15 protein-coding genes and 5 pseudogenes are annotated in these 23,333 nt (G+C 66.5%); 15 read left to right on the top strand and 5 right to left on the bottom strand.

All coding sequences use genetic code 11. The features are described 5' to 3' along the window. Positions 1-19 precede the first annotated feature (19 nt). The 4 genes from CEY15_RS04925 (at position 20) to CEY15_RS04910 (ending at position 7,441) form a co-directional block, all read left to right on the top strand. Positions 20-4,792 carry an ATP-dependent helicase gene (locus CEY15_RS04925; RefSeq protein WP_095717578.1) on the top strand — a complete coding sequence of 1,591 codons (4,773 nt, stop codon included), beginning with the start codon at positions 20-22 and terminating at the stop codon, positions 4,790-4,792. 106 nt (positions 4,793-4,898) lie between these two features. Further along, positions 4,899-5,810, top strand: coding sequence for a cation diffusion facilitator family transporter (locus tag CEY15_RS04920; RefSeq protein ID WP_007627559.1), 912 nt, complete (start codon positions 4,899-4,901; stop codon positions 5,808-5,810). Between the two features lie 3 nt (positions 5,811-5,813). Beyond that, the gene (locus CEY15_RS04915; RefSeq protein ID WP_095717554.1) at positions 5,814-6,689 is read left to right on the top strand and encodes a DNA-formamidopyrimidine glycosylase family protein; all 876 of its coding nucleotides are present in this window, start codon (positions 5,814-5,816) and stop codon (positions 6,687-6,689) included. Continuing rightward, complete coding sequence (locus CEY15_RS04910) at positions 6,686-7,441, top strand: SDR family oxidoreductase (protein ID WP_007627562.1); 756 nt, start codon at positions 6,686-6,688, stop codon at positions 7,439-7,441. Before CEY15_RS04915 ends, CEY15_RS04910 begins: the two co-directional genes overlap by 4 nt. 95 nt (positions 7,442-7,536) lie before the next feature. Here the strand turns inward: CEY15_RS04910 and CEY15_RS04905 are convergent, their stop codons facing one another. Together CEY15_RS04905 and CEY15_RS04900 are read right to left on the bottom strand one after the other, a co-directional pair. Then, a complete protein-coding gene (locus CEY15_RS04905; protein ID WP_095717553.1) occupies positions 7,537-8,610 on the bottom strand; it encodes an IS630 family transposase in 1,074 nt (357 codons plus the stop codon). A gap of 98 nt (positions 8,611-8,708) precedes the next feature. Further along, positions 8,709-9,050, bottom strand: coding sequence for a DUF4873 domain-containing protein (locus tag CEY15_RS04900; RefSeq protein WP_007627564.1), 342 nt, complete (start codon positions 9,048-9,050; stop codon positions 8,709-8,711). 133 nt (positions 9,051-9,183) lie between these two features. On the opposite strand from CEY15_RS04900, the gene CEY15_RS04895 reads away from it, so the two are divergent. The 6 genes from CEY15_RS04895 to CEY15_RS04870 all read left to right on the top strand — a co-directional run bounded on the left by CEY15_RS04895 (position 9,184) and on the right by CEY15_RS04870 (position 15,573). Next, positions 9,184-10,152, top strand: a complete 969-nt coding sequence (locus CEY15_RS04895) for an AurF N-oxygenase family protein (protein WP_095717552.1) — start codon at positions 9,184-9,186, stop codon at positions 10,150-10,152. 161 nt (positions 10,153-10,313) lie between these two features. Continuing rightward, positions 10,314-11,852 carry a flavin-containing monooxygenase gene (locus CEY15_RS04890; protein WP_095717551.1) on the top strand — a complete coding sequence of 513 codons (1,539 nt, stop codon included), beginning with the start codon at positions 10,314-10,316 and terminating at the stop codon, positions 11,850-11,852. 40 nt (positions 11,853-11,892) lie between these two features. Beyond that, a complete protein-coding gene (locus CEY15_RS04885) occupies positions 11,893-12,762 on the top strand; it encodes an SDR family NAD(P)-dependent oxidoreductase (protein WP_067716550.1) in 870 nt (289 codons plus the stop codon). Then, on the top strand, positions 12,759-13,829 hold the full coding sequence (locus CEY15_RS04880; RefSeq protein WP_007627570.1) for a ferredoxin--NADP reductase: 1,071 nt from the start codon (positions 12,759-12,761) through the stop codon (positions 13,827-13,829). The genes CEY15_RS04885 and CEY15_RS04880 overlap by 4 nt, the downstream gene beginning before the upstream one ends. Further along, a complete protein-coding gene (locus CEY15_RS04875; RefSeq protein WP_007627572.1) occupies positions 13,819-14,736 on the top strand; it encodes an alpha/beta fold hydrolase in 918 nt (305 codons plus the stop codon). The genes CEY15_RS04880 and CEY15_RS04875 overlap by 11 nt, the downstream gene beginning before the upstream one ends. Before the next feature lie 84 nt (positions 14,737-14,820). Next, complete coding sequence (locus CEY15_RS04870; protein WP_043566441.1) at positions 14,821-15,573, top strand: TetR/AcrR family transcriptional regulator; 753 nt, start codon at positions 14,821-14,823, stop codon at positions 15,571-15,573. Positions 15,574-15,657: 84 nt separating this feature from the next. On the opposite strand, the pseudogene CEY15_RS18705 reads toward CEY15_RS04870, so the two are convergent. After that, positions 15,658-15,858 (bottom strand): annotated as a pseudogene (locus CEY15_RS18705) (transposase); the annotation flags it as partial. A 160-nt stretch (positions 15,859-16,018) separates the two neighbouring features. On the opposite strand from CEY15_RS18705, the pseudogene istA (CEY15_RS04865) reads away from it, so the two are divergent. The 5 genes and pseudogenes from istA (CEY15_RS04865) to CEY15_RS18700 form a co-directional block, all read left to right on the top strand. Continuing rightward, positions 16,019-17,422 (top strand): annotated as a pseudogene (gene istA, locus CEY15_RS04865) (IS21 family transposase); the annotation flags it as partial. A 147-nt stretch (positions 17,423-17,569) separates the two neighbouring features. Beyond that, complete coding sequence (istA, locus tag CEY15_RS04860) at positions 17,570-19,171, top strand: IS21 family transposase (RefSeq protein ID WP_095717550.1); 1,602 nt, start codon at positions 17,570-17,572, stop codon at positions 19,169-19,171. Then, entirely contained in the window at positions 19,171-19,938 is a 768-nt protein-coding gene (locus CEY15_RS04855) for an ATP-binding protein (protein ID WP_063973427.1), read from the top strand. The genes istA (CEY15_RS04860) and CEY15_RS04855 overlap by 1 nt, the downstream gene beginning before the upstream one ends. Before the next feature lie 274 nt (positions 19,939-20,212). Beyond that, positions 20,213-20,758 (top strand): annotated as a pseudogene (locus CEY15_RS04850) (ATP-binding protein); the annotation flags it as partial. A 387-nt stretch (positions 20,759-21,145) separates the two neighbouring features. Continuing rightward, a pseudogene (locus tag CEY15_RS18700) lies at positions 21,146-21,638 on the top strand (IS1380 family transposase); the annotation flags it as partial. 41 nt (positions 21,639-21,679) lie between these two features. Here the strand turns inward: CEY15_RS18700 and CEY15_RS04840 are convergent. Both CEY15_RS04840 and CEY15_RS04835 read right to left on the bottom strand, forming a co-directional pair. Next, a pseudogene (locus tag CEY15_RS04840) lies at positions 21,680-21,793 on the bottom strand (IS3 family transposase); the annotation flags it as partial. A 56-nt stretch (positions 21,794-21,849) separates the two neighbouring features. Further along, entirely contained in the window at positions 21,850-23,046 is a 1,197-nt protein-coding gene (locus tag CEY15_RS04835) for an IS256 family transposase (RefSeq protein WP_428844186.1), read from the bottom strand. Positions 23,047-23,333: the final 287 nt, after the last annotated feature.

Here is a 23,333-nt window from a genome sequence, read left to right as displayed (position 1 = left end):
CGTACGACATCATGTGTTCATGTCCGTCGCCCTGGACCGGTTCCACCCGGCCACCGCCTCCTGGTTCCGTGGTGCGTTCGGCGCGCCCACCGCCGCGCAGTCCGGTGCGTGGGCGGCCCTCGCCGGGGGCGCCCACACCCTGGTCGTCGCACCGACGGGCTCGGGCAAGACGCTGTCGGCGTTCCTCGCCGCGCTCGACGGACTGCTCCTGGGCCCGGCCGAACCCGACCCGGGCAGTGCGGCCGGGAGTGCCCGCGCGTCCGGCCCCGGCACCCGTGTCCTCTACATCTCCCCCCTCAAGGCGCTGGCCGTGGACGTCGAGCGTAACCTCCGGGCTCCGCTGGCGGGGATCGCCCGGGAGGCCGCGGCGCTGGGCACGGAGACGCCGGAGGTGACCGTGGGGATCCGGACCGGTGACACCCCGCCGGACGAGCGACGCCGCCAGCGGGCCAGGCCACCGCACATCCTGGTCACCACGCCCGAGTCATTGTTCCTGCTGCTGACCTCGGCCGCCCGCGAGACCCTGACGGACGTGGACACGGTCATCATCGACGAGATCCACGCGGTCGCCGGCAGCAAGCGCGGCGCGCACCTCGCGCTGAGCCTCGAGCGTCTGGACGAGCTGCTCGACGCGCCCGCGCAGCGGGTGGGGTTGTCGGCGACGGTCCGGCCGCACTCCGAGGTGGCCCGCTTCCTGGCGGGTGAGCGCCCGGTCACCGTGGTGGCACCGCGGTCGGACAAGAGCTTCGAGCTGTCCGTCCGGGTCCCGGTGGAGGACATGACCGACCTGTCCTCGGCCGCCCCGGATGTGTCCGCACCAGCGGGCACGCCGGGGCAGGGGTCGATCTGGCCGCACGTCGAGCGGCAGGTGGTGGACCTGGTCACCGCGCACCGCTCGACGATCGTCTTCGTCAACTCCCGTCGCCTGGCCGAACGGCTCACCGCCCGCCTCAACGAGATCTACGCCGAGGACACCGACCCCGGGTCCCTGCCCGAGCCCCCGGCCCGACCGCCAGCGCAGGTGATGGTGCCCTCGGAGGTCACGCGGGGCGCACCGCCGGAGTTGGCGATGGCGCACCACGGGTCGGTGTCCAAGGAGCGCCGGGCGCTCATCGAGGACGCGTTGAAGTCGGGCCGGCTCCGGGCGGTGGTGGCCACCTCGTCCCTCGAGTTGGGCATCGACATGGGGTCGGTGGACATGGTGGTGCAGGTCGAGTCACCGCCGTCGGTGGCGTCGGGGCTGCAGCGCGTCGGCCGTGCCGGTCACCAGGTCGGTGAGGTCTCCCGGGCGGTGGTGTTCCCCAAGCACCGTGCGGACCTGGTCCACAGCGCGGTGACCGTGGAGCGGATGCTCGCCGGTGCGATCGAGGAGTTGTCGGTTGTCGCCAACCCCCTCGACGTCCTGGCCCAGCAGACGGTGGCGGCGTGTGCGCTGGAGCCGATCGACGTGGAGGAGTGGTTCTCGGCCGTCCGGCGCACGGCCCCGTACCAGGGGCTGCCGCGGTCGGCGTTCGAGGCCACGCTCGACATGCTCGCCGGTAAGTACCCGTCGGCGGACTTCGCGGAATTGAGGCCGCGGTTGGTCTGGGACCGCGACGCGGGGACGCTCACCGGCCGCCCCGGCGCCCAGCGGCTGGCCGTCACCTCGGGCGGCACGATCCCGGACCGCGGACTGTTCGGCGTGTTCATGGTGGGGGAGAAGGCCACCCGTGTCGGGGAGCTGGACGAGGAGATGGTCTACGAGTCCCGCGTCGGTGACGTGTTCGCGCTCGGGGCCTCGAGCTGGCGCGTCGAGGAGATCACCCATGACCGGGTGCTGGTCACCCCCGCGCCCGGCGGCACCGGTCGGCTGCCGTTCTGGCTCGGTGACGACCAGGGTCGGCCCGCCGAGCTCGGCCGCGCGCTGGGCGGCTTCCTGCGGGAGGTCGCGGGCGGCACGGACGCGGAGGCCACCGCCCGGCTGGACGCCGCCGGCCTCGATGCCAACGCCGCCACCAATCTCCGGCGCTTCCTGTCCGAACAGCGCGAGGCCACCGGTCATGTACCCAGCGACACCACGCTCGTCGTGGAGCGTTTCCGCGACGAGGTCGGCGACTGGCGGGTGGTTCTCCACTCGCCGTTCGGGGCGCGGGTGCACTGGCCGTGGGCGGAGGCCGTGCGCGCCCGGCTCGCCGCCGCGCACGGATTCGACGCGGTGCCCGTGGTGTCCGACGACGGCATCATCCTCCGGGTACCGGACATGGGCGACGACGGCGAGGTGGGCGCACGCCCGGGAGCCGAGACGTTCGCCATCGGGGCCGAGGAGGCGGTGGACCTGGTCACCCGGCACGTGGGCGGGTCCGCACTGTTCGCCTCCCGCTTCCGTGAGTGTTCCGCGCGCGCCCTGCTGTTCCCCCGGCTCGACCCCGGCCGGCGGGCGCCGTTGTGGCAGCAGCGGCAGAAGTCGGCGCAGCTGCTCGACGTCGCGCGCCGCTACCCGGACTTCCCGATGATCCTCGAGGCGGTGCGCGAGTGTCTGCAGGACGTCTACGACGTCCCGGCGCTCGAGCGGATCCTGACCGAGATCGAGTCGCGCACCGTGCGGATCGTCGAGGTGGACACACCCAGTGCCTCGCCGTTCGCGCAGTCGCTGCTGTTCGACTACGTCGGGGCGTTCCTCTACGAGGGCGACTCGCCGTTGGCGGAGAAGCGGGCGGCGGCGCTCGCGATCGACCCGTCGCTGCTCGGGCAGCTCCTCGGTCGCGTCGAGTTGCGCGAGCTGCTCGACATCGAGGTCCTGGACTCGATCGGGCGGCGGCTGCAGCACCTGGAGCCCGACCGCGCGGCCCGCGACGCCGAGGCCGTGGTCGATCTCCTGCGCCTGCTGGGCCCGCTCACGGCCGAGGAGGTCGCGGCCCGGTCCACCGACCCCGACGCCGCTCCCGCCTGGCTCGCCTCCCTGGCCGAGGCGTGGCGCGTGGTCACCGTCGAGCATTCCGGCCGGACGTGGTGGGCCGGCGTCGAAGACGTGTCCAGGCTCCGCGATGGACTGGGTGTCCCGCCGCCGCCCGGGGTGCCGTCGGCGTTCCTCGGCGATGTCACCGACCCGCTCGGTGAGCTCATCCGGCGCTATGCGCGCACCCACGGCCCGTTCACCGTCGACGCGGTCGCCGAGCGTTTCGGGCTCGGGGTGGCCGTCGCCCGGGGCGTTCTCGATCGACTCACGTCCTCCGGGGCGCTGCTGGCCGGCGAGTTCCGTCCGGGCGCGACGGGCCCCGAGTGGTGCGACGCCGAGGTCCTGCGGCACATCCGTCGCCGCTCGCTTGCCGCATTGCGATCGCAGATCGAACCGGTCTCGCACTCCGCGCTGGGCCGCTTCCTGCCCGGCTGGCAGAGCCTCGGCACCGGGGCCGGCTCCGGCGCCGGTGGTTCCGCCACCGGCTCCCACGCGGGCGCAGAGTCCGGCGTGGACGGGGTGCTCGCGGTGATCGAGCAACTCGACGGCCTCGCTCTGCCGGCATCGGCTCTCGAACCACTGATTCTGGCGCCGCGCGTGCGGGACTACTCCCCGGCGATGCTCGACGAACTCCTCGCCGGGGGAGAGGTGGTCTGGAGCGGGCGTGGACGTGCGGGGTCCCGCGACGGCTGGGTCTCGCTGCATCCGGCGGATTCGGCCGGCGCCACCCTGCCCCTCGAGCGACCGCAGCCGGAGGGGCCGGTCCATCTCGCCGTCGTCGACTCCCTGCGCGGCGGAGCCCTGTTCTTCCGCGACATCGTGGCCAGGGTGAAGGAGGCCGCCGCGCCCATCGACGCCGCACCCGCCGACGCCGCGCCCACCGACGCCGCGCCGGTCATCACCGAGGCCGCGGTCCGCGACGCCCTGTGGGACCTGGTGTGGGACGGTGTGGTCACCAACGACACCCTCGCCCCGCTGCGCGCCGTACTGGCCGGCGGCGGGTCGTCGGGGTCGGGCACCGCGCACCGCTCGGCCCGATCCTCCGCCCGTCCACGCCGTGCCCGCCTGGGCAGGACCACGATGGCCCAACTCAACGGCGCGGTGGCCGCCGGGACGAGGACGCCGCCCGTGCTCGCCGGCCGCTGGTCGCTCGTGCCGGAGCCGGTCACCGACGTGACGCTGCGCGCTCACGCCTGGGCCGAGACCCTCCTGCTGCGTCACGGCGTGGTGACCCGGGGCGCGGTGGAGGCCGAGGAGATCCCCGGCGGGTTCGCAGCCGTGTACAAGGTACTGGCACAGATTGAGGACTCCGGCCGCTGCCGCCGCGGCTACTTCGTCGACGGCCTCGGCGCCGCCCAGTTCGCCGCCGGAAACACCATCGACCGGCTGCGGACGTTCGACGACACCGCCGACGACGCGCACTGGCCCTCCGGTGCCGACGAGCCTACGGTCCGGGTGCTCGCCGCGACCGACCCTGCGAACCCCTACGGCGCGGCCCTGCCCTGGCCGGCCGGCAGGATGACCGGCGACGGGGTCGGCGCAGGGGCTGGCGCAGGGGCCGGGACCGCGTCCGGACACCGTCCCGGCCGCAAGGCGGGCGCCCTGGTGGTGCTGGTCGACGGCGTGTGCGTGCTGTTCGTCGAGCGCGGAGGGCGGACCATCCTGGTTCTCGACGACAGAGTCGACGCCGTCCCCCTCGCCGCCGCCGCGCTCGCCGGCACTGTGAGATCGGGCGCGGTCGGCACGCTCACGGTCACGACCCTCGGCGGCGAGGCCGTCCACACCTCACCCCACGCCGCCGCCTTCGAGAGCGCCGGGTTCGGTATCACCCCCCAGGGTCTGCGCATCCGAGGCTAGGCGACGCCGACCGGGCGGCCGACCCGTGAGACGATTTCTTGAGACCGCCCCGACGAGTAGTTAGAATATGCGCATTAGTGCATATGTTGGGAAGGGGGGATGTCACATGGGTGCGGGTCATGCTCACGGTCGACCCTCCGGCCATGCCGGTGCCCGCTACCGGGCGCGGCTCGCTACTGCTTTCGTCCTGACGGCGGCATTCTTCGTCGTCGAACTGGTCGCGGGACTGGTCTCCGGTTCCCTCGCCCTGCTGTCCGACGCCGGGCACATGGGCGCGGACGTGGTGGCGCTCGGTGCGGCCCTGCTGGCGACGATCATCGCCGCCCGGCCCGACGGGACAGGCCGCCGGACGTTCGGCCGCTACCGCGGGGAGATCTTCGCCTCCGGCCTGGCCGTGCTCATCATGCTCAGCATGGGCGGGTACGTGCTGGTCGAAGCCGTCAGCCGGCTCGGTTCCGACGCTCCCGTCGCCACCGGGACGATGCTGCTCGTCGGCGTGCTGGGGCTCGTCATCAACGTGGTCTCCCTGCTGCTGCTGCGCAGTGGCTCCACCGAGAGTCTGGCGGTCCGCGGCGCGTACCTCGAGGTGCTCGCCGACGCGGCCGGTTCGGTCGGGGTGATCGCGGCCGCGCTGCTCATGCGGGTCACCGGTTCGACGGTGTGGGACCTGGTGGTGGCGGTGGCTATCGCCGTATTCGTCGTGATCCGGGCGGTGGCGCTCGGTCGACAGGTGCTCGCCGTCCTCGCCCAGCACGCTCCGGCCGACGTCGATCCCGGGGCGGTGGAGGCGCAGCTCGGGGAGTTGCGGGGTGTCGAGGAGGTCCACGACCTGCACTTGTGGACCCTGACTTCCGGCATGGACGTGGGGACTGTGCACCTGGTGGTCGACCCGGGTGCCGACCACGCCGAGGTGCTCGGCGACGCCCGGCGCGTTCTGCTGGAGGGACACGGAGTCGAGCACGTGACCGTGCAGATCGAGACCGCCCGTACCGGCGGGTGTCACGAACTGGGATGGTGAGCAGTGCCCGAAGGCGACACGGTCCACAGAGCCGCGGCGCGGGTCCGCGCTGCGCTCGCTGGGCGGACCATGGACAGGACCGAGCTCCGGGTGCCGAGGTTCGCCGCGGTCGACCTCCGCGGCAGGACCGTTGAGGCAGCCCGGTCCCGGGGAAAGCACCTCCTCGTCGTCGTCGGCCCCGATGGCCAGGGGCGCGATCCGGTCACCCTCCACATCCACCTCAAGATGGAGGGCCGCATCCATGTGTTGCGCGCGGGGGAGCGGTGGCGGTTCCCCGCGCACACCGTCCGGCTGGTCCTCCGCGCGGGCGACACCGAGGTGGTGGGCACCGAACTCGGACTGCTGCGCGCACTGACACCCGCCGAGGCCGACGGCGCCGTCGAGCATCTCGGTCCCGACCTGTTGGACGCGGACTGGGATCCGGTCGCGAGTACCGCCGAGGCCGTGCGGCGTATCCGGGAGCGGCCGGGGCGCACGATCAGCGAGGCCCTGCTCGACCAACGCAATCTGGCCGGGATAGGCACCATCTACCGCGCCGAACTGTGTTTTCTGCGTGGGGTGGATCCGCGGGATCCCGTCGAGGTCGGGCCGGATCTCGGCGCCACGGTCACGCTCGCGCGCAAGATGCTGGTCGCCAACGCCAACCGCGTTGTGCGCGTGACCACCGGCGAGACCCGGCGTGGGCGCGAGTTATGGGTGTACGGCCGTGACGGTAGGCCGTGCCGCAGGTGCGGGACCCGGGTGGAGACGTTCCGCCTCGGTGGCCTCGCGGACCCGCACGAGCCGAGTGATTCGCCCGATCGCATCGCGTACCGCTGCCCGTCCTGCCAGCCGCGCCGTGCCACACTGAGCGCATCGCCAACGGAGGAGAACTCGTGACTGACCGCAAGACGATCCTGATCACCGGTGCCAGCTCTGGTCTCGGCGAGGGCATGGCCCGCCGCTGGGCCGCCCAGGGCAGGAACCTGGCACTGTGTGCACGGCGTCTCGACCGCCTGGAAGAGCTGCGTTCCGAGCTGCTGGCGGCCCACCCGTCGATCACGGTCGCGGTTCGCGAGCTCGACGTGGCCGACGCCGACGCGGTCGAGCGGGTGTTCGGCGAGCTGGATGCCGAACTCGGCGGGATCGACCGGTTCGTGCTCAACGCCGGCCTGGGCAAGGGCGCCTCGATTGGCACGGGCAAGGCGCACGCCAATCGCGAGACCGCGATGGTGAACGTGGTCGGCACGCTCAACCAGGCCGAAGCCGCGATGGAGCTGCTCTTCACTCGAAGCGTGGGGCACCTGGTGTTCATCTCGTCGGTGAGCTCGCTGCGGGGCATGCCGAAGGCGCAGAACACCTACGGCGCCACGAAGGCGTTCGTCTCCGCTCTGGCTCAGGGGCTGTACGCCGAACTCGACAGTGCGGGCAGCCGGATCAAGGTGACCGACATCCTGCCGGGTTACATCCGCACGGACATCAACCGGTCGGTCAAGACCGCGCTGATGACCGAGTTCGACGAGGGTGTCGACGCGCTGGTCAAGACGATCGACGCAGAGCCCACCCGCGCGCTCGTTCCCGCGAAGCCGTGGAAGGCCATCGGCCCGCTGTTGACGCTGTTGCCGGAGAAGGTCAGCCGCCGCTTCGTGTGAGCTGTGCGCGCTCGGCCTAGAACGGTGGTGGGTCGATGAGTTCGTCGAACCCCGTAACCCCCGAATTCTGCGGAACGCCGGCCTGACCCACGCTCCTAGTGTCGCGTTTCTGAAGTTGGTTTAGGGTTCGCTTTCGCGAGGATCTGTTCGGGAGTTTTAGTCCAGACGAACGGGTGTTTGCGGTCGTTCCAGCCCGTGATGAACTGGCGAATCTTGGCATTGAGGTCCTTGACAGATGTAAAGACACCACGGCGGATGGCCTGCCGGTCGATGATCCCGAACCAGACTTCCACGAGGTTGAGCCAGGATCCGGACGTCGGGGTGAAGTGCACGTGGAACCGCGGATGCTGTGCCAGCCACACCTTCACCGCCGGGGTCTTGTGGGTCGCGTAGTTGTCCATCACCAAGTGCAGGTCAACCTCCGGGTAGGCGCGGTCGAGTTGACGCAGGAACGCCAGGAACTCCTGATGGCGATGCTTCGGCTTGACCGCGCCGGTGACGTGCCCGGTCGCAATGTCCAACGCGGCGAACAGAGTCGTGGTGCCGTGCCGCTTGTAATCGTGGGTGTGCCTTTCGATGCTGCCGGTGCGCATCGGCAGCATCGGCGCGGTCCTATCCAGCGCCTGGATCTGACTCTTCTCGTCAACACACAACACGATCGCGTTGTCCGGTGGCGCCAAGTACAACCCCACCACGTCGGTGACCTTCGCGACCAGTTCGGGATCGGTGGAGAACTTGAACGTTCCGGCCCGCCAAGGCTGCACCCCGAACTTGCGCCACGCCCTGGCCACGGTGGCGTTACCGATCTTCAGATGATCCGCCAGCAGGCGTGAGGACCAGTGCGTCACCCCGTACTTCTTCGGCGGAGGAGTCAACGTCGTGGTGATGATCTTCTGGTCATCTATCCGCTTCGGCCGGCCAGAGCGCGACTCGTCGAACAGGCCCGCGATCCCATCCGCCTCATACCTGCCTCGCCACTTCCACACCGTCGTCGGCGTCGTTCGCTCCCGGTCAGCGATCCGAGAGTTTGCCTGACCTTCCGCCGCGAGCAGGATAATCCGCGCCCGCATCGCCAACCCCGATTGGATCGACGTTGACCGCGTCCACGACTCCAACTCCTCGCGGTCACCATCACGAAGAATCAAAGCCGGAGCCGGGTTATTGGGCATGACCCATTCTCCCAAACACCCAAGCATTTAGGAACTAACGACACGCGACACTAGGACTGGACGTGGGGGGAACGCCCCCAGGCGGCTGCGCGGGTCGGTCAGCTGTGGTGTTCACTCTCTGCTATCGCCTCCACTTCTTCGAGCGTGGTGGGGATGTGGTACGGCGGCCTGCTCGTGCCCGAGATGCGGTAGCGGTCCCAGAAATCAGGATCGCCCACGAGGCACTCGGCGCGTCCCTCTGGTGTTATGAAGACGGCCACTGTGCGCCTGCCCGCGAGGAGGGCGTCGAGCGCATCATTCTTGTCGATCCTGCCGTACCAGGTGTAAAAGCCGTTGAGGGGCTGGAAATAGCCTTTGATCTTCACCTCGACAGCAATCTCCTTGCCACGGCACACCAGGGTGCCCTCGCCGGAGTAGTCGAGCTCGTGGTCGTCAGACACGCAGGGCTCCCTTTCTTCACATCAAACGTTGACAAAAGAACTCACTGGCGGAGATACTAGCAGTATCGGGTACCCAGAGTATGGGCTATGGAGTCGGGACTCGGCTCGGCCCGGAACACAACGGAGGTGTCACATGACTGTTCAAAATGTGGAGAACAAGTCCGGCCTCTCGACGGAAGGCGTTGCGCGTGTCAGCGCCCGCAAGCCCGTCGACATGCAGAGATCTGCCGGCCGACTGCTGCGGGCGGCGGCCGAAAAATTTTATGACGCGGAGATCGACATCGATTGGGATTCGCCCTGGGAGGAAGGAAAGTACTTCCTGCCAGAGCATCGGGTCTCGCTCTACGGCACCAAGCTGTGGGAGAGGATGAGCGATGAGCAGAAGGTGGAACTCGGGCGCCACGAGATCGTCAGTATTCTCAGCTTCGGGATCTACGCCGAGAATCTGCTCAGTTCGGCGCTGCTCCGAACGTCTGCCAAAGGCGCCCTGACAGATCAAAGGTCCCTCTACGCCCTTAACGAGATCGGCGATGAGGCACGTCACTCGACGATGTTCGCCCAGCTGATCAACAAGACGGGCGTGGCGCCGTACAAGTTGCCGAGGGGGTTCTTGGGCTTCGCGAAGATCTTGCACTTTGTGCCTCTCGGCCCGTCTGTGTCCGGCGCGACACTGCTCATCGAGGAGATCCTCGACCGCGCTCAGCGTGAGGCGATGAATGACCCGAAGATGCAGCCGCATCTGCGCCAGCTCATGAAGATCCACGTTCTCGAAGAGGCCCGCCACATCACGTTCGCGCGGCTGGACATGGTGGAGGGCATGCAGCGTCGCGGACGCATCTCGCGCGCTTGGCATCGAGGCACGTTGGCGGTCATTGCGAACTTTGCGTACCCGTTGCTCATCAATCCGAAGGTGTACCCCGCTGTCGGAATCGGCCGTCTGCGCGGCCTGTGGGCGCAGCAGACGAGCCCGAATTATCGTGTCAACTTGCAGTTCATGTCCGAGCCGATGATCCGGTTCTTCCACGAGGCCGGGATGCTGGAGGGGAAGTTCACGATGGCGATGTGGCGCGCAACGCGCAGCCTGCCCGACGATCTGCGCTGACCCGCCCGGACCGGTCCGGGCGCCCGCCGGCCCATCCGCCCGACACCACGTCCGGATCTCTCCGTTCGGGGGCTCGGGCGGATGACATTCCCCACACCTGTCACGCGTCCCCGCGCCGTGCAGGTCCGTTTGCTGTACTTTGATCAGGAGATTGTAACTTAATGCCGTCCTCCAACACCAAGCGCGCATCGCGCGCCGTCACGGCGACAGACCCGGGAACGACCGACCCGGGAACGACCGAACCGATCACTACCAAGGTCCTCATCGTCGGCAGCGGTTTCTCCGGCCTCGGTATGGCCGTGCAGCTCCGCCGACGCGGGTACAACGATTTCATCGTGCTAGAGAAGGCCGACTCCGTCGGTGGGACGTGGCGCGACAACACCTATCCGGGATGCGCGTGCGATGTACCGTCGCTGATGTACTCCTACTCGTTCGAGAGCCGCGGTAGCTGGTCGAAGGTGTGGTCCTCGCAGCCCGAGATCGAGCAGTACCTGAAGGGTATATCCGACAAGCGTGGTATCACCCAGAAGATCCACTTCGGGCAGAAGCTGGTCTCCGGATATTGGAGTGAGTCTGAATCCCGGTGGCACCTGCGTACCGAGTCGGGCCGGGAGTACGTCGCGCAGTACGTCGTGTCCGGTGTTGGCGCTCTGCACGTCCCGAATTTTCCGAACATCCCCGGAATCGACGGGTTCGCCGGTCAGGCGTTCCATTCGGCGAGGTGGGACCACACGGTGGATCTCCAGGGCAAGCGGGTGGCCGTCATTGGCACCGGTGCCAGCGCGATTCAGTTCGTGCCGTTCGTGCAGAAGGAGGCTGGCACGCTCACGGTCTTCCAGCGAACCCCGGCTTGGGTACTTCCGCGCAAGAACTTCGCGGTGCCGGGGGCACTTCGTACCCTGCTCAGCACGGTCCCGATTACTCGCCGCCTCGCTCGGTGGTCGGTCTACTGGGGCGCAGAGAGCCTGGCCTTCGGGCTCAACGGCCATTCCAACGTTATGCGGCCAATCGAGAAGGTGGCGAAGTGGAACATCGAACGTTCCATCACCGACCCTGAGTTGCGCCGGAAGTTGATGCCGTCGTACCGCATCGGATGTAAGCGCATCCTGGGATCGAACGACTATTATCCTGCGCTGGCTGCGCCCAACACGACAGTGATCAGCGATCGGATCGAGAAGGTTACCGCGGATTCGATCGTCACCGCTGACGGCGTGTCGCATCCTGTGGATGTGATCATCTATGCCACAGGGTTCCATGTCACGGACGGGTTCGATCAACTCGCGCTCAAGGGCGCGGGGGGCGAGGACCTGCCGTCGCACTGGCACGAAACGGGCATCAACACCCATCTCGGCATCACCACCGAGGGTTTCCCGAACCTGTTCTTCCTGCTCGGACCTAACACGGGTCTTGGGCACAACTCTGTCGTATTCATGATCGAGCAGCAGATCAAGTACATCATCAAGGCCATCGACGCCGTCGATAGTCGGGGTGCGCAGCGCATTGATGTGCGGCCCGAGGTTCAAGAACACTTCAACAAGGACATCCAGCACAAGCTCGCCAAGGGCGTGTGGACCAACGGCGGATGTACGAGCTGGTATCTGGACTCGCAGGGTGTCAACCGTACGGTGTGGCCCGGGTTCACCTGGCAGTACTGGCGAGCGACGAAAGACTTCGAGTCCGCCGAGTACGAGATTGCCTGACAGTCCAGCCGTAGGTCATCGGAGAAGTGGGTACGCGACAGTGAGTAGTTCGACAGCAGGCCGTTACGCGACCCAGGTCGCGGTCGTCACGGGAGCCGCCTCAGGGATCGGCCGGTCCCTTGCCCTGCAATTGGCCGGACACGGGGCCAGCCTTGCCTTGTCCGACGTCGACGAGGTGCATCTCAAGGAGACGGCGGACATGTGCCGTGCCGCGCATGGGGTGACGGTTGAGACCGCCGTGTTGGACGTGGCAGATCGTGCTGCGTTCCAGGATTACGCAGATAGCGTCCAGTCGTTTTTCGGGCGCGTCAACATGGTGTTCAACAATGCCGGCGTCGCCCTCGGCACCGACGTCGTCGATATGTCCTGGGAGGACTTCGACTGGCTGATGGGTATCAACTTCGGTGGTGTCGTCAACGGGACGAAGGCGTTCCTGCCTTATCTGATCGCCTCGGGTGATGGTCATCTGGTGAACACCTCCAGTGTCTTCGGTCTGGTCGGGATCCCTAGTCAGAGTGCCTACAACGCCGCGAAGTTCGGTGTGCGTGGCTTCACCGAAGCGCTTCGCCAAGAGATGAAAATCAGCCGGTATCCGGTCACGGTGACATGCGTTCACCCCGGTGGCGTCAAGACCAATATCGTCAACAACGCTCGGGGTGTATCCGATATGGGGGCAGATACCGCCACCATTGCCTCGATGTTCAACAACATCGCCAGGACCACTCCGGAGAAAGCGGCGTCCACCATCCTCAAGGGAATGGACAAGAAGAAGCCCCGCGTGTTGATCGGCGCAGACGCACGGGGTTTCGACTTTGTCGCACGCGTTGTGGGTCCGCGCTACCAGGACATCTCTGCGCCTGTCACACGCGCGGGCTACGCCTTGGCCCGCAAGCGGGGGATCATCACATGACCGTTGAGCAGGAGAGTCGGCCGGGCACCACCGCGCGGTCGCGGACGCTGACCGTGTCGGAGGTCGTGCAAGAGACCAAGGACTCCGTGAGCATCGCCTTCGAAGTGCCTGACGAGATCGTCGACGATTTCAAGCACCTTCCCGGGCAGTTCATCACGCTGAAGATCCCGTCCGACCAGACGGGCCACGTCGCACGATGCTATTCGCTGAGCAGTTCACCTCATGTCGATGACTTCCGCCTCGAGATCGGGGTGAAGCGCACCGCCGGGGGATATGCGTCGAACTGGTTGTGCGACAACGTCTGCGTCGGCATGGAGGTGACCGTACTCACGCCGTCGGGAAAGTTTACCGCTAAGAGCCTCGACGTCGACATGCTTTTCTTCGCCGGCGGAAGCGGCATCACGCCGGTCCTGTCGCTGGTGAAGTCGGCACTGGTGTCGGGCAGTGGGGAAGTCGTCCTGTTCTACGCGAACCGTGACGCCGATTCGATCATGTACGAGCGCCAGCTTCAGCAGATCAGATCCGAATTCGCCGAGCGGTTCACTTTGGTTGACTGGCTTGAGTCGGAGAACGGGATCCCCACATCCGAGGCTGTCGAGAAGATTATTCGTGATCACAAGGGATCGGCGATCTTCACGTGCGGCCCTTCCCCCTTCATGGATCTGGTGGAAAGGTCTGCCGCCGCGTGTGGAGTGGACCATTCGGATGTACATCGGGAGGTGTTCCAGTCCCTGGCGGGTGACCCGTTCGACACCGCCACACTGCGTCGACTCAGTGACGACGAGGGTGTAGCTACGGCCACGGTCTACCTCAACGGAGAGTGCATCACCACGGAGTGGCCGCGTAACACGCCGCTGCTCGATGTGCTGCTCTCCCGAGGGCACAACGCCCCGTACTCGTGCCGAGAGGGCGCATGCAGTGCGTGTGTGTGCAAGCTCATCGAGGGCGATGTCGACATGGTGCAAAACAACATCCTCGTCGACGACGACATTGAGGACGGTGAGCGACTCGCGTGCCAGTCACTTCCGCTCACCGACGCTGTGACGGTGAGCTTCGATGACCTCTGACTCTTCGGGAGCCGGCCTACAGTCGCGGCGGTCGCGGGAGGTTCTCTCCAGTGACGGCACGAGGCTGTTCGTCGAGGAGTACGGGCTGGGTGATGATGCGCCGCTGTTGGTGTTCAGCCACGGGTGGGCTTGCCACGGTCGGTTCTGGAGACCTCAGATCGAACACTTCGCCAACACGCACCGTGTGGTGGTGTATGACCAACGAGGGCACGGCTGGAGCGACCGGGGTCACACCCCCTTCTCTTCGTCGTTGCTCGGCGACGATCTCGAGGCTGTCTTGCGCGCGGTCGTCACGTCGAGTCGTAAGGCATTGGTGACCGGTCACAGTATGGGCGGGATGTCCATCATGGGTTGGGCTGCCGAGCACCCGGAGTCGGTGCCCCTCCTATCCCGCGGTGCCGTCTTGGCGAGCACCGGCTCCTCCCAGTTGGTGAGTAGATCGACGTTAATTGGGTCGCCACGTCGATTCCGCGCCTCATTGGAGCGGGCCTTCGCAGCCGGGCTCGCCATCGCGGGACCGGAGATGCCTGACACTCGTTTCAACCGACGTTTGGTGAAATACGGGACGCTGGGTCCGCACGCGCCGGCCGACGTTGTAGCTGAGTGTTCCGACATAGTACTGCAGTGCCCCCCTGTGGTGCGCGGGATGTGGGGCAAGGTCCTGGCCACCATCGACGTCAGCAAAGGAGTCGACTCACTGGCGGTTCCGACGACAGTGATCGTGGGCTCTGCCGACAAGTTGACACCCGAGGTTCATTCCATCGATCTCGCCGAACGACTGCAGCAGCGCGGTCGGTTGCACGATTTCGTGACGTTGCCGCAGATCGGTCACATGACCAACATGGAGGCACCGAACGATTTCAACGAAGCGACGGCGCGACTGGACGCAGTCACGGTAGAAAGTTGACTCTCGAACCGTCGATACCTATGACCGAACGCACATGAGCTGATGAACGCTTGGGGAGGGACTTCCGGTATGGTTACTCCCAGAATGTCAGTCGTCCGCCGAGTTTCCTCCGCACCATCTCAGGTGCAGCGTCGGGTGAGGGATGCCCGCAGCACCCGTTGGGATGAGCATCGGGTCGCGGTACGCGCACAGCTGGTCGACGCGGCCATACGGACCATCGAACGCTATGGCGCAAGCGTCAGCATGGACGACATCGCTGCGGAGGCCGGTGTATCTAAACCGAAGCTGTACCGCTACTTCGGCGACAAAGCGGGCTTGAACGGGGCGGTGGCGGCGAAACTCGGTGCGTTGATGTGGGAGTCGGCGCAAGTCACAATTCTCGCCGAGCAAGATCATGCTCCGGTCGACGACCTGGTTCGCTCGGCCGTCCAGAGCTACGTCGCGCTCGTCGGGCAATATCCCGCGGTCGTCAGATACCTTATGGCGAATCACTTGTTTCAATACTCCGGATCGGGAAACGGCGGAGTTGCTGACCAACTGAGATCGGTGATGGAGGTCGTCGCCGATCGGTTCACTGAAAGTCTGCAGCGTGTCCACGCAAATACGTCAGTCATTCCCTTAGCCGTCGCGTCCATTCTGGGTTTTGGTCTATCTGCGACTCAGTGGTGGATCGACAGCGGTCGTGAGCAAGGGGTGGACGACAAGTTTTTCACCGCACACCTATCAGAGACGACGTGGGGAATCATCAACGGCGCGGCCGCAACCGTAGACGTCGCCTTCTCACGTGGTCTGCCATTCAGCGATCCCGGTTTCGCGTCCCGCCTCGAAGCGGACTGACCCGCCATTCGCCGAACCACTTATTTTGCCAGTGGCGGCGCGATTCGATCGGTTCTTTGCGTTGCCGTCGGGAATTAGTGCGTGCCGGGCGCCCTTGGGCACCAGTTGCGAGACGAACGAGCCCTGACGATCGCGCGGCTGGTCGATCTCGACCGGGCCGACCTCGGTCGCCACCGTCTTCCGGCTCGAGCCATTGCAATGGTTTCCGTCCCCGCCGCGGGCGTGAGTCTGGCGGCCCGGGTGCCCGGTCAGCTCGGCACCCATCCCACGCTCCAGCACTGCCTGAGTATTCGTTGTTCTGAGGGCCAGTCGTATTGGGTCTGGGAGCCGGTGGCTGCTTGACGCCCTGGACGGCTTCGGAGCCATCGTTATTCGGCTTGAGAGCCACCTTCTTAGACTCCTTCCGCTGGGTGTAACGGGCATCTGGCGGAAGGAGCAGTTCCCAATGGTGAGGAAGATCAAGGCGAAACTCGTCTTGCAGCTACGGGCCGAGGGCCTGTCCGGCAGAGCGATCGCGGCCTCGCAGCAGATTTCGCGCAACAGCGTGGCGGCGGTGTTTGAGGCCGCTGATACAGCCCAGCTCAGCTGGGACGATGTGGTGGACCTGCCCGACGGCGAGGTGTACTCGCTGTTGTTCCCCGGCCGTGGCGAGCACGAGAGCGTGTTCGCCGAGCCAGACTGGGCCGAGGTACATCGGGAGATGGCCCGGGTCGGGGTCACGATGAAGCTACTGCACGGCGAGTACGTCGACCGGTGCGCCAGCTCGGGCTCGCCGGCGATGGGGTACGACAGGTTCTGCAAGCAGTACCAGCAGCATGTGCAGGTCGCTGGGCTTGCCTCCCGCGTCGGGCATAAGGCCGGGCAGACCGTCGAGGTGGACTGGTCGGGGCCGACGATGCAGCTGACCGATCCGGTGACGGGCGAGTCGACCCGGGTGTATCTGTTCGTGGCGTGCCTGCCGTTCAGCCGCTATGCCTTCGTCGAGCCAACGCTGGACATGAAGCAGGACACCTGGCTGCGCGCCCATGTTGCGATGTTCGAGTTCTTCGGCGGCTCGGTACCGCGAATCGCCTGTGACAATCTCAAGACCGGCGTGATCAAGCATCCCCGCGAGGGCGAGATCGTTCTCAATGACGCCTACCGGGAGATGGCCGCGCATTACTCGGCCGCGGTCCTTCCCGGCCGGGTGCGCAAGCCCAAGGACAAGGCGAGCGTGGAGAACACTGTCGCGCACGTGGCCACCTGGGTCATCGCGGCGCTACGCACGCGGACGTTCGCGACGCTTGCCGAGCTGAAGACGGCGATCGCCGACCAGCTTGGGGCCTACAACGGTGAGCCGTTCCAGAAGCGGGCAGGCTCGCGGGCCAGCGTGTTCACCTCAGAGGAGAAGGAGTTGCTGCGGCCGCTTCCGGCCACCGGGTATGAGATCAGTCGCTGGGTCTACGGTCGGCGAGTCGGGCGGAACGGCCACGTGTCCTGGGCCCGCAACTTCTACTCCGTGCCGTACCCGCACGTGGGCGCCAAGGTGGACCTGCGGATCACCGAGTCGATGCTGGAGGTACACCGCGGCCACCAACGGTTGGCGAGCCACGTGCTGCTGCCCGAGAGCGTGGTCAACGCCTACCGCACCAATGACGCTGATCTGCCGGCCGGGCCGAAGTACCGGCAGTGGGACCAGTCGAGGGTGCGGGAGTGGGCCGAGCGAGTGGGCCCCTCCGCTGTGATCGTGACCGATCGGATCTTCGAATCGGTCCCCGTCGCCGAGCAGGGCATCAATCCCGCGCTGGCAGTCCTGCGGCTGACCCGCCGCTACTCCGCCGAGCGAGTCGAGGCCGCGTGTCGGATCGCGTTTGGCAGATAGGGCTAGTGGGTACGCCTAGTCCGGCGATCCGGTACTTCGATTCCGGCGACTCGGTACTCCTCGGTCGTGCCCGAGTGGTCTGCTCAAGATGAGGCGGCGCGACTGCGTCGCCTCTTCCTATTTGAGGAGGCTGATGTGGCCGACTACAAGGCCATCATGATGTTGGCGCTGGCCGGGCATAGCTACAGTGAGATCGTTGCTGCCGTCGGGTGCTCGCGGCGGGAGATCGCGGCGGTGAAGAAGACGATCACCGCGTACGGCATCACCGCCGGCCAGGCTGCGTCGATGAACCCGGCGGAGATCGCCGGGATGTTTCCCGATGGGCGCAAGCGCGTCTCGGAGGACTACAACCAGCCGGATTTTGACCGGGTGCTGGCGTCGATGAAGTTCAACCGGCACTTCACCATCCAGCAGGCGTGGGGCAAGTACCTCGCCGACCCCGCCGGGGCCGGGAAGAAGTACGGGTACTCGCAGTACTGCGCCCTGTTTGCCGAGCACGCACGGGTCAAGGACGTCGTGGCCACGCTGCATCACGAACCCGGCAGAACGATGCTGGTCGACTGGGCCGGCGACACCCTCGAGGTCCTCGACGCCGTCACCGGCCAGGTCACCAAGCTGTACCTGTTCGTGGGGGTGCTGCCGTACTCCGGTGCGGTCTTCTGCCGCGGCTTCACCGATATGAAGTCCCCGTCCTGGATCGACGCGCACGTCGCCGCGTTCGATTTCTTCGGCGGGACGCCGCAGATGGTGGTGCCCGACAATCCGACCACCGCCACTCACCGGCAGGCCAAGGGTGAGGCGGCCAGGGCGGTCAACGTCCGCTATCAGCAGTTGGCCGACCATTACGGCACGGCGATCGTGCCGGCGCGGGTCCGCAAACCCCGCGACAAGGCGGCCGTGGAATCGGCCGTGGACGTGGTCAACAAGCGCGTCATCGGCTATCTCGCCGAGGAGGTGTGGACCACCGTCGAGGCCCTGAACTCGGCGATCGCCGACCGTGTCGCGGAGATCAACACCGCCATCCGTCGGGCTGACGGCACGACCAGGTGGGAGCGGTTCGAATCCGACGAAGCACCGCTGCTGACGGCGCTGCCCGACGACGGGTTCGCCACGGTGGAGTGGAAGCAACTCAAGGTCGGGCGGAACTATCACGTGTCCTGCGATTCGCAGTACTACTCGGTGCCGTACACCTTCGCCGGTCAGCTACTTAGGGTGCGCCTGACGGCGCAGTCGGTGACGATCTTCGACGGCGACCAGGTCGTCTGCGAGCATCCGCGGCGCCATGGCCGCAAGGGCCAGTACTCCACCGTGCTCGCCCACGCCCCAAAGCAACACCAGGGCATCGACGGCCTGTGGTCGCGGCAGTGGTTCACCGACCGCGCCCGCGGATTCGGCCCCGCCACCGAGCAGGTGATCGCCCAGATCTTGGATCGTCACGTGATCGAGGCGCAGGGCTATCTGGACTGCCAGAACATCCTCGACACTCTCGGCAAGCGCAGTCGCCAGCGGCTCGAGGCAGCCTGCCAGGTACTGCTCAACCAGAACAGTGCCGGCAGCTACAGCGTGCTCAAACGCGTGATGGCCACGATCGACTCCGACGGCAAGGCGCCCCGTCCCGCCGTACCGGCGGCCGCCACACGAAAGCCCCCACCACCGGCCGGCCCCCGGGATGACGGGGCGATCCAAGTCCGGTCGGCCGACCATTACGCCCGCGGCCGCAGCGGGGAGGGCGTGTGATGTTCACCGAGATCGATCATCAGAAGTTCCGCAGCCTGCGCATCACGCACGTGGCCACCCGGTTCGAGGAGCTGATCAGCGATGAGGCCAATGACGAGCTCACCCCGGAGCAGATCTTCCTCACCGCCGTCGACGACGCCCTGGACCAGCGCCAGGCCCACCGGATCGACAAGCTCATCCGCGCGGCGAAGTTCCCCATTCCACAAGCCTCGATCGCCGAGATCAACTACCAGGAAGGACGCGGGATCACCCCGGTGCGGATGAAACGCTACGCCGGGCACCACTGGCGCCAGGACCCCACAAACCTGCTGGTGATCTCACCGACCGGCGGTGGGAAAACCTACCTGGCCTGCGCGATCGGGATCGCCGCCTGCCAGAACGGGCACACCGTCACCTATGCCCGGATGGACGAGCTCGCCCGGCGGCTGGTCATCGCCCGAGGCGACGGGATCCGCCACCAGAAGATGCTCAATGACCTCTCGGACGTGGAGCTACTGATCATCGACGACTTCCTCACCGTGGGGATCGACCCTGAAGCCGCCAACGATTTGTTCGCCGTCCTGGCCAACCGGGAGCATCGCCTGCCGACGATGATCGCCTCCCAGTCCCGGCCGGCGTACTGGCTCGAAGCACTGCCCGACCGGGTGGCCGCCGATTCCATCGTCAACCGCTTGGCCAACAACGCCCGCGAGATCAACCTCGGCGAAGTCGACATGCGCCGCCAACGCGACGACCAAGCCCGCGCGACCACCGGATACTGGGAGTAACCCCCGACGGTGCCGGCCCGCCTCACACACGGGCCGGTTCCGGGTCGCCGGAACAGCGGTACCGACTCGCCGGACCCGCAGTACCGACAAGCCCTATCTGCCACGCGTTGGCCGGACCGATCCGCTCCCCGCGGTACGCCCACCTGCGGCCGATCCTGGAAACCGGGCAGGACAAACCCACACCATCGACCGGCAGAGCCAGCCAGGACCCACCCTCCCAGGACGCCGGCGGTTACGTGCGCGGGGCCGACTACTACGCCACGGGAGGTGCGCGATGACCCGGCTCGATCCCGAGACCCGTCGCAAGCTGCGGGAGATGGGCGCCACCGCGCTGCTGGAATCGTTCGAGGCCCGCGATGAGACCCTCATGATGGGCATGGGGTTCGAGGACCAGGTCAAGATCGTCGTGGACGAGGCCCACTCCTCGTTCACCCACGCCAAGGTCGAGGGCCTGATCCGGCGAGCCGGCCTGCGCTACCCGAACGCTGACCTCAGGCGGCTGGACATGATCGCCGAGCGGGGCCTGGACCAAGGCGTGATCGCGCAACTGGGCACCTGCTCGTTCATCGACCGGCATCAGAATGTCGTCTTCCAGGGCTTCACCGGCTCTGGTAAGTCCTACCTCGGCTGCGCTCTGGCCAAGCAGGCATGCACGCACCGGATCCGGGCCCACTACATCCGGATGCCCGACCTGGCCGAGGCGTGGGCGTTGGCGCGGGACAAACCGAACGGCAGCTCGACGTTCCTGAAAAAGTACGCCGCCTTCACGCTGCTCGTGCTCGACGAATGGCTCCTCGACCCACCCGATGAGGGCATGCGTGTTAGGGACGCGTTTCGGATAGCGGGGTTCTGCTGATCGGGTAGCGAGAGGACGAGCATCGGGTAGCGCCGGTCGGGGGCATCCAGCGACTTCGGGTCCGATTTCGGCCGGGCTCATCGATGCCGCCTGCCCGGGCCGTGACGCCGTACGCGGCAATCGTCTTCGCCGGCCGCCGCGATCTCCCGCCGCGAGCACACGGCGACGATCTCGCTGAACCTATGCCCGGTCGGCGCCAACGTCATGGTGGCCTTGTAGGCGGCCACTCAGGCCTGATCCACCGAGGGAGAGTGGGGTGTGAGCGTGGCGTAGGGCGAGGTTTCCCTTCTGGGCAGGGAGAATGGTGGTTACTGAAATCGCCAATCGTCCCCCAGAAGGGTCACCTCGCGAGTGAAATCCTCTCACACGATCTGTCCGGTGTTCGATGATGCGAACCTGGTGTCGGAGTCTGGTCTGGTGCCGACGATGCGGTTGGCCGGGTCGGCCGGTCTGCATGGTCTTCTGGACCTGCGGCTGAGCGTTGCTTCGCCGAACGCGGCGGCCAAGGCCTCGAGCGTGGTGGGCGGGATGCTCGCCGGCGCTGACAGCATTGACGATCTAGATCTGTTGCGCCACGGCGGGATGGGGCGGTTGGTCTCCGGCGTGCGTGCCCCGTCCACGCTGGGCACATTCCTTCGCTCGTTCACTCAACGGGCACGTGCAACAACTCGATGCCGTCGGCGCAGCGGTGCTGGCGGGGCTGCAAGCACGAGTGCCGCGGCTTGTGGCCGGTGGCGGTGCCGGCGAAGAGCTCACATTCATCGATGTCGATGACACTGTGCGCGAGGTCCACGGTTACGCCAAACAGGCCGCCGCCTACGGCTACACCCGGGTGCGCGGTCTGACCTGCCGCGTCGATTTCGGACAGCGGAGTTGATGGTTTCTCTACGCTGCCGTTGCCGGCTGGAGGTCAGCGTAGTGCACCTCGTTCGGGCGCTTGTAGCCGAGCGCTGAATGGCGCCGTCGGGTGTTGTAGAACCCCTCGATGTAGCTGATGACGGGCGTGTCAAGTTTTCTGTGTAAGGGGCCGGTCAGTTAGCCCCTCTGCCGGGTGGTCAGAGTGGGAGTCTGTTGGGGAATTGCACGGCGAAGGCGTTCAACGCTTGGTGCCATCCCTGGGTGCCGGTGCCGAGTTCGCCACCGCGGGTGGTTTCGATGTTGCGGATGCCGAGATAGACCAGCTTGATCGCCGCCTCAGCCGAGGGGAATGAGCCCCTGGTTTTGGTGATCTTCCGGAGTTGATAGTTGATCGACTCGATTTGATTCGTCGTGTAAATGACCTTGCGGATCTCCGGCGTGAACGCCAGGAACGGAGTGAAGTCGTCCCACGCATTGCGCCACGCCAACACCGCCCCTGGGGCCTTGGTGCCCCAGGTCTCGGCGAAGGCCTCCATCGCCATCTCGGCGGCCTGCACGGTGGCCGCTGTGTAGATCGGCTTCATGTCCTTGGCCATGGTCTTGCGGTCGGTGTAGGAGGCGTACTTCATGGCCGATCGCAGCAGGTGCACCACGCAGGTCTGCACCACGGTCTCGGGGTAGACGCTGTTGACCGCGGCCGGCAGCCCGGTCAGCCCGTCGCAGCACAGGATCAAGATGTCCTTGGCTCCGCGATTGCGGATTTCCGTCAGCACGTTGGCCCAGAACTTGGCCCCCTCGGTGGCGCCGAGCCATAGGCCCAGCACCTGCTTACGGCCCTCCAGATCGACGCCTACGGCCACGTGGCAGGCTTTGTTGGACACGACTCCACCGTCGCGGATCTTCAACCAGATCGCATCGATGTAGACGATCGGATACACCGTCTCCAGCGGCCGGGACTGCCAGAGGGCGATCTCGTCTGTCACCACGTCGGTGACCCTGGAGATGGTCGCGGCGGAAACCTTGGAGCCGTAGATCTCCTCGATGTGTGAGCCGATATCCCGTGTCGTCATTCCACGGGCGTAGAGGGACAGGATCATGTCCTCGACCTTGCCCAGCCGGCGGGCCCTCTTGGGAACGATTACCGGCTCAAACGAGCTATTGCGGTCCCGCGGCACGGTCAGCTCCACAGGGCCCTGGAGGGTCTGGACGCTCTTGGTGGTCTTGCCGTTGCGGGAGTTGCCGCTCCCATGGCCGGCGGGGTCTCCGGCCTCGTAGCCCAGGTGGTCGCTGAGTTCGGCTTCCATGGCCCGCTCCAGTACGGCCTTGGTCATCCGCGTCAGCAGCTCCTCGACCCCATGGCGGCCCTCACCGAGCTCCTCGGCGGCGGTCACCATCGCGTCGATCTGATTGGCGTTGAGAACCCCAGCGAGGGGGTTCTGCGCACCAGCAATTTCGGTCATTCGGTCGGTCCTTCCAAGAGGTGAAACCCGTAGGTCACACCTCGGTTCGAGACCGGACCCTTACACACTCAATGAAACACCCTCTTGATGACGTCGCGCCTGGCTTGCCGCTTCGTGGCGTAGGCGGTTCGGTGGACACGCTCGTTCTTCAGGGCGGAGAAGAACGATTCGGCCATCGCGTTATCCCAGCATTATCCGGCTAATCGGGGGCCTGATGGGCC

Origin of the sequence: Dietzia natronolimnaea, assembly GCF_002289575.1 — a bacterium.
In the GTDB taxonomy this organism is placed as follows: Bacteria; Actinomycetota; Actinomycetes; order Mycobacteriales; family Mycobacteriaceae; genus Dietzia; species Dietzia natronolimnaea_A.
The sequence above is the reverse complement of the archived record's forward strand: the minus strand, read 5'-3'. Positions and strand labels throughout refer to the sequence as shown.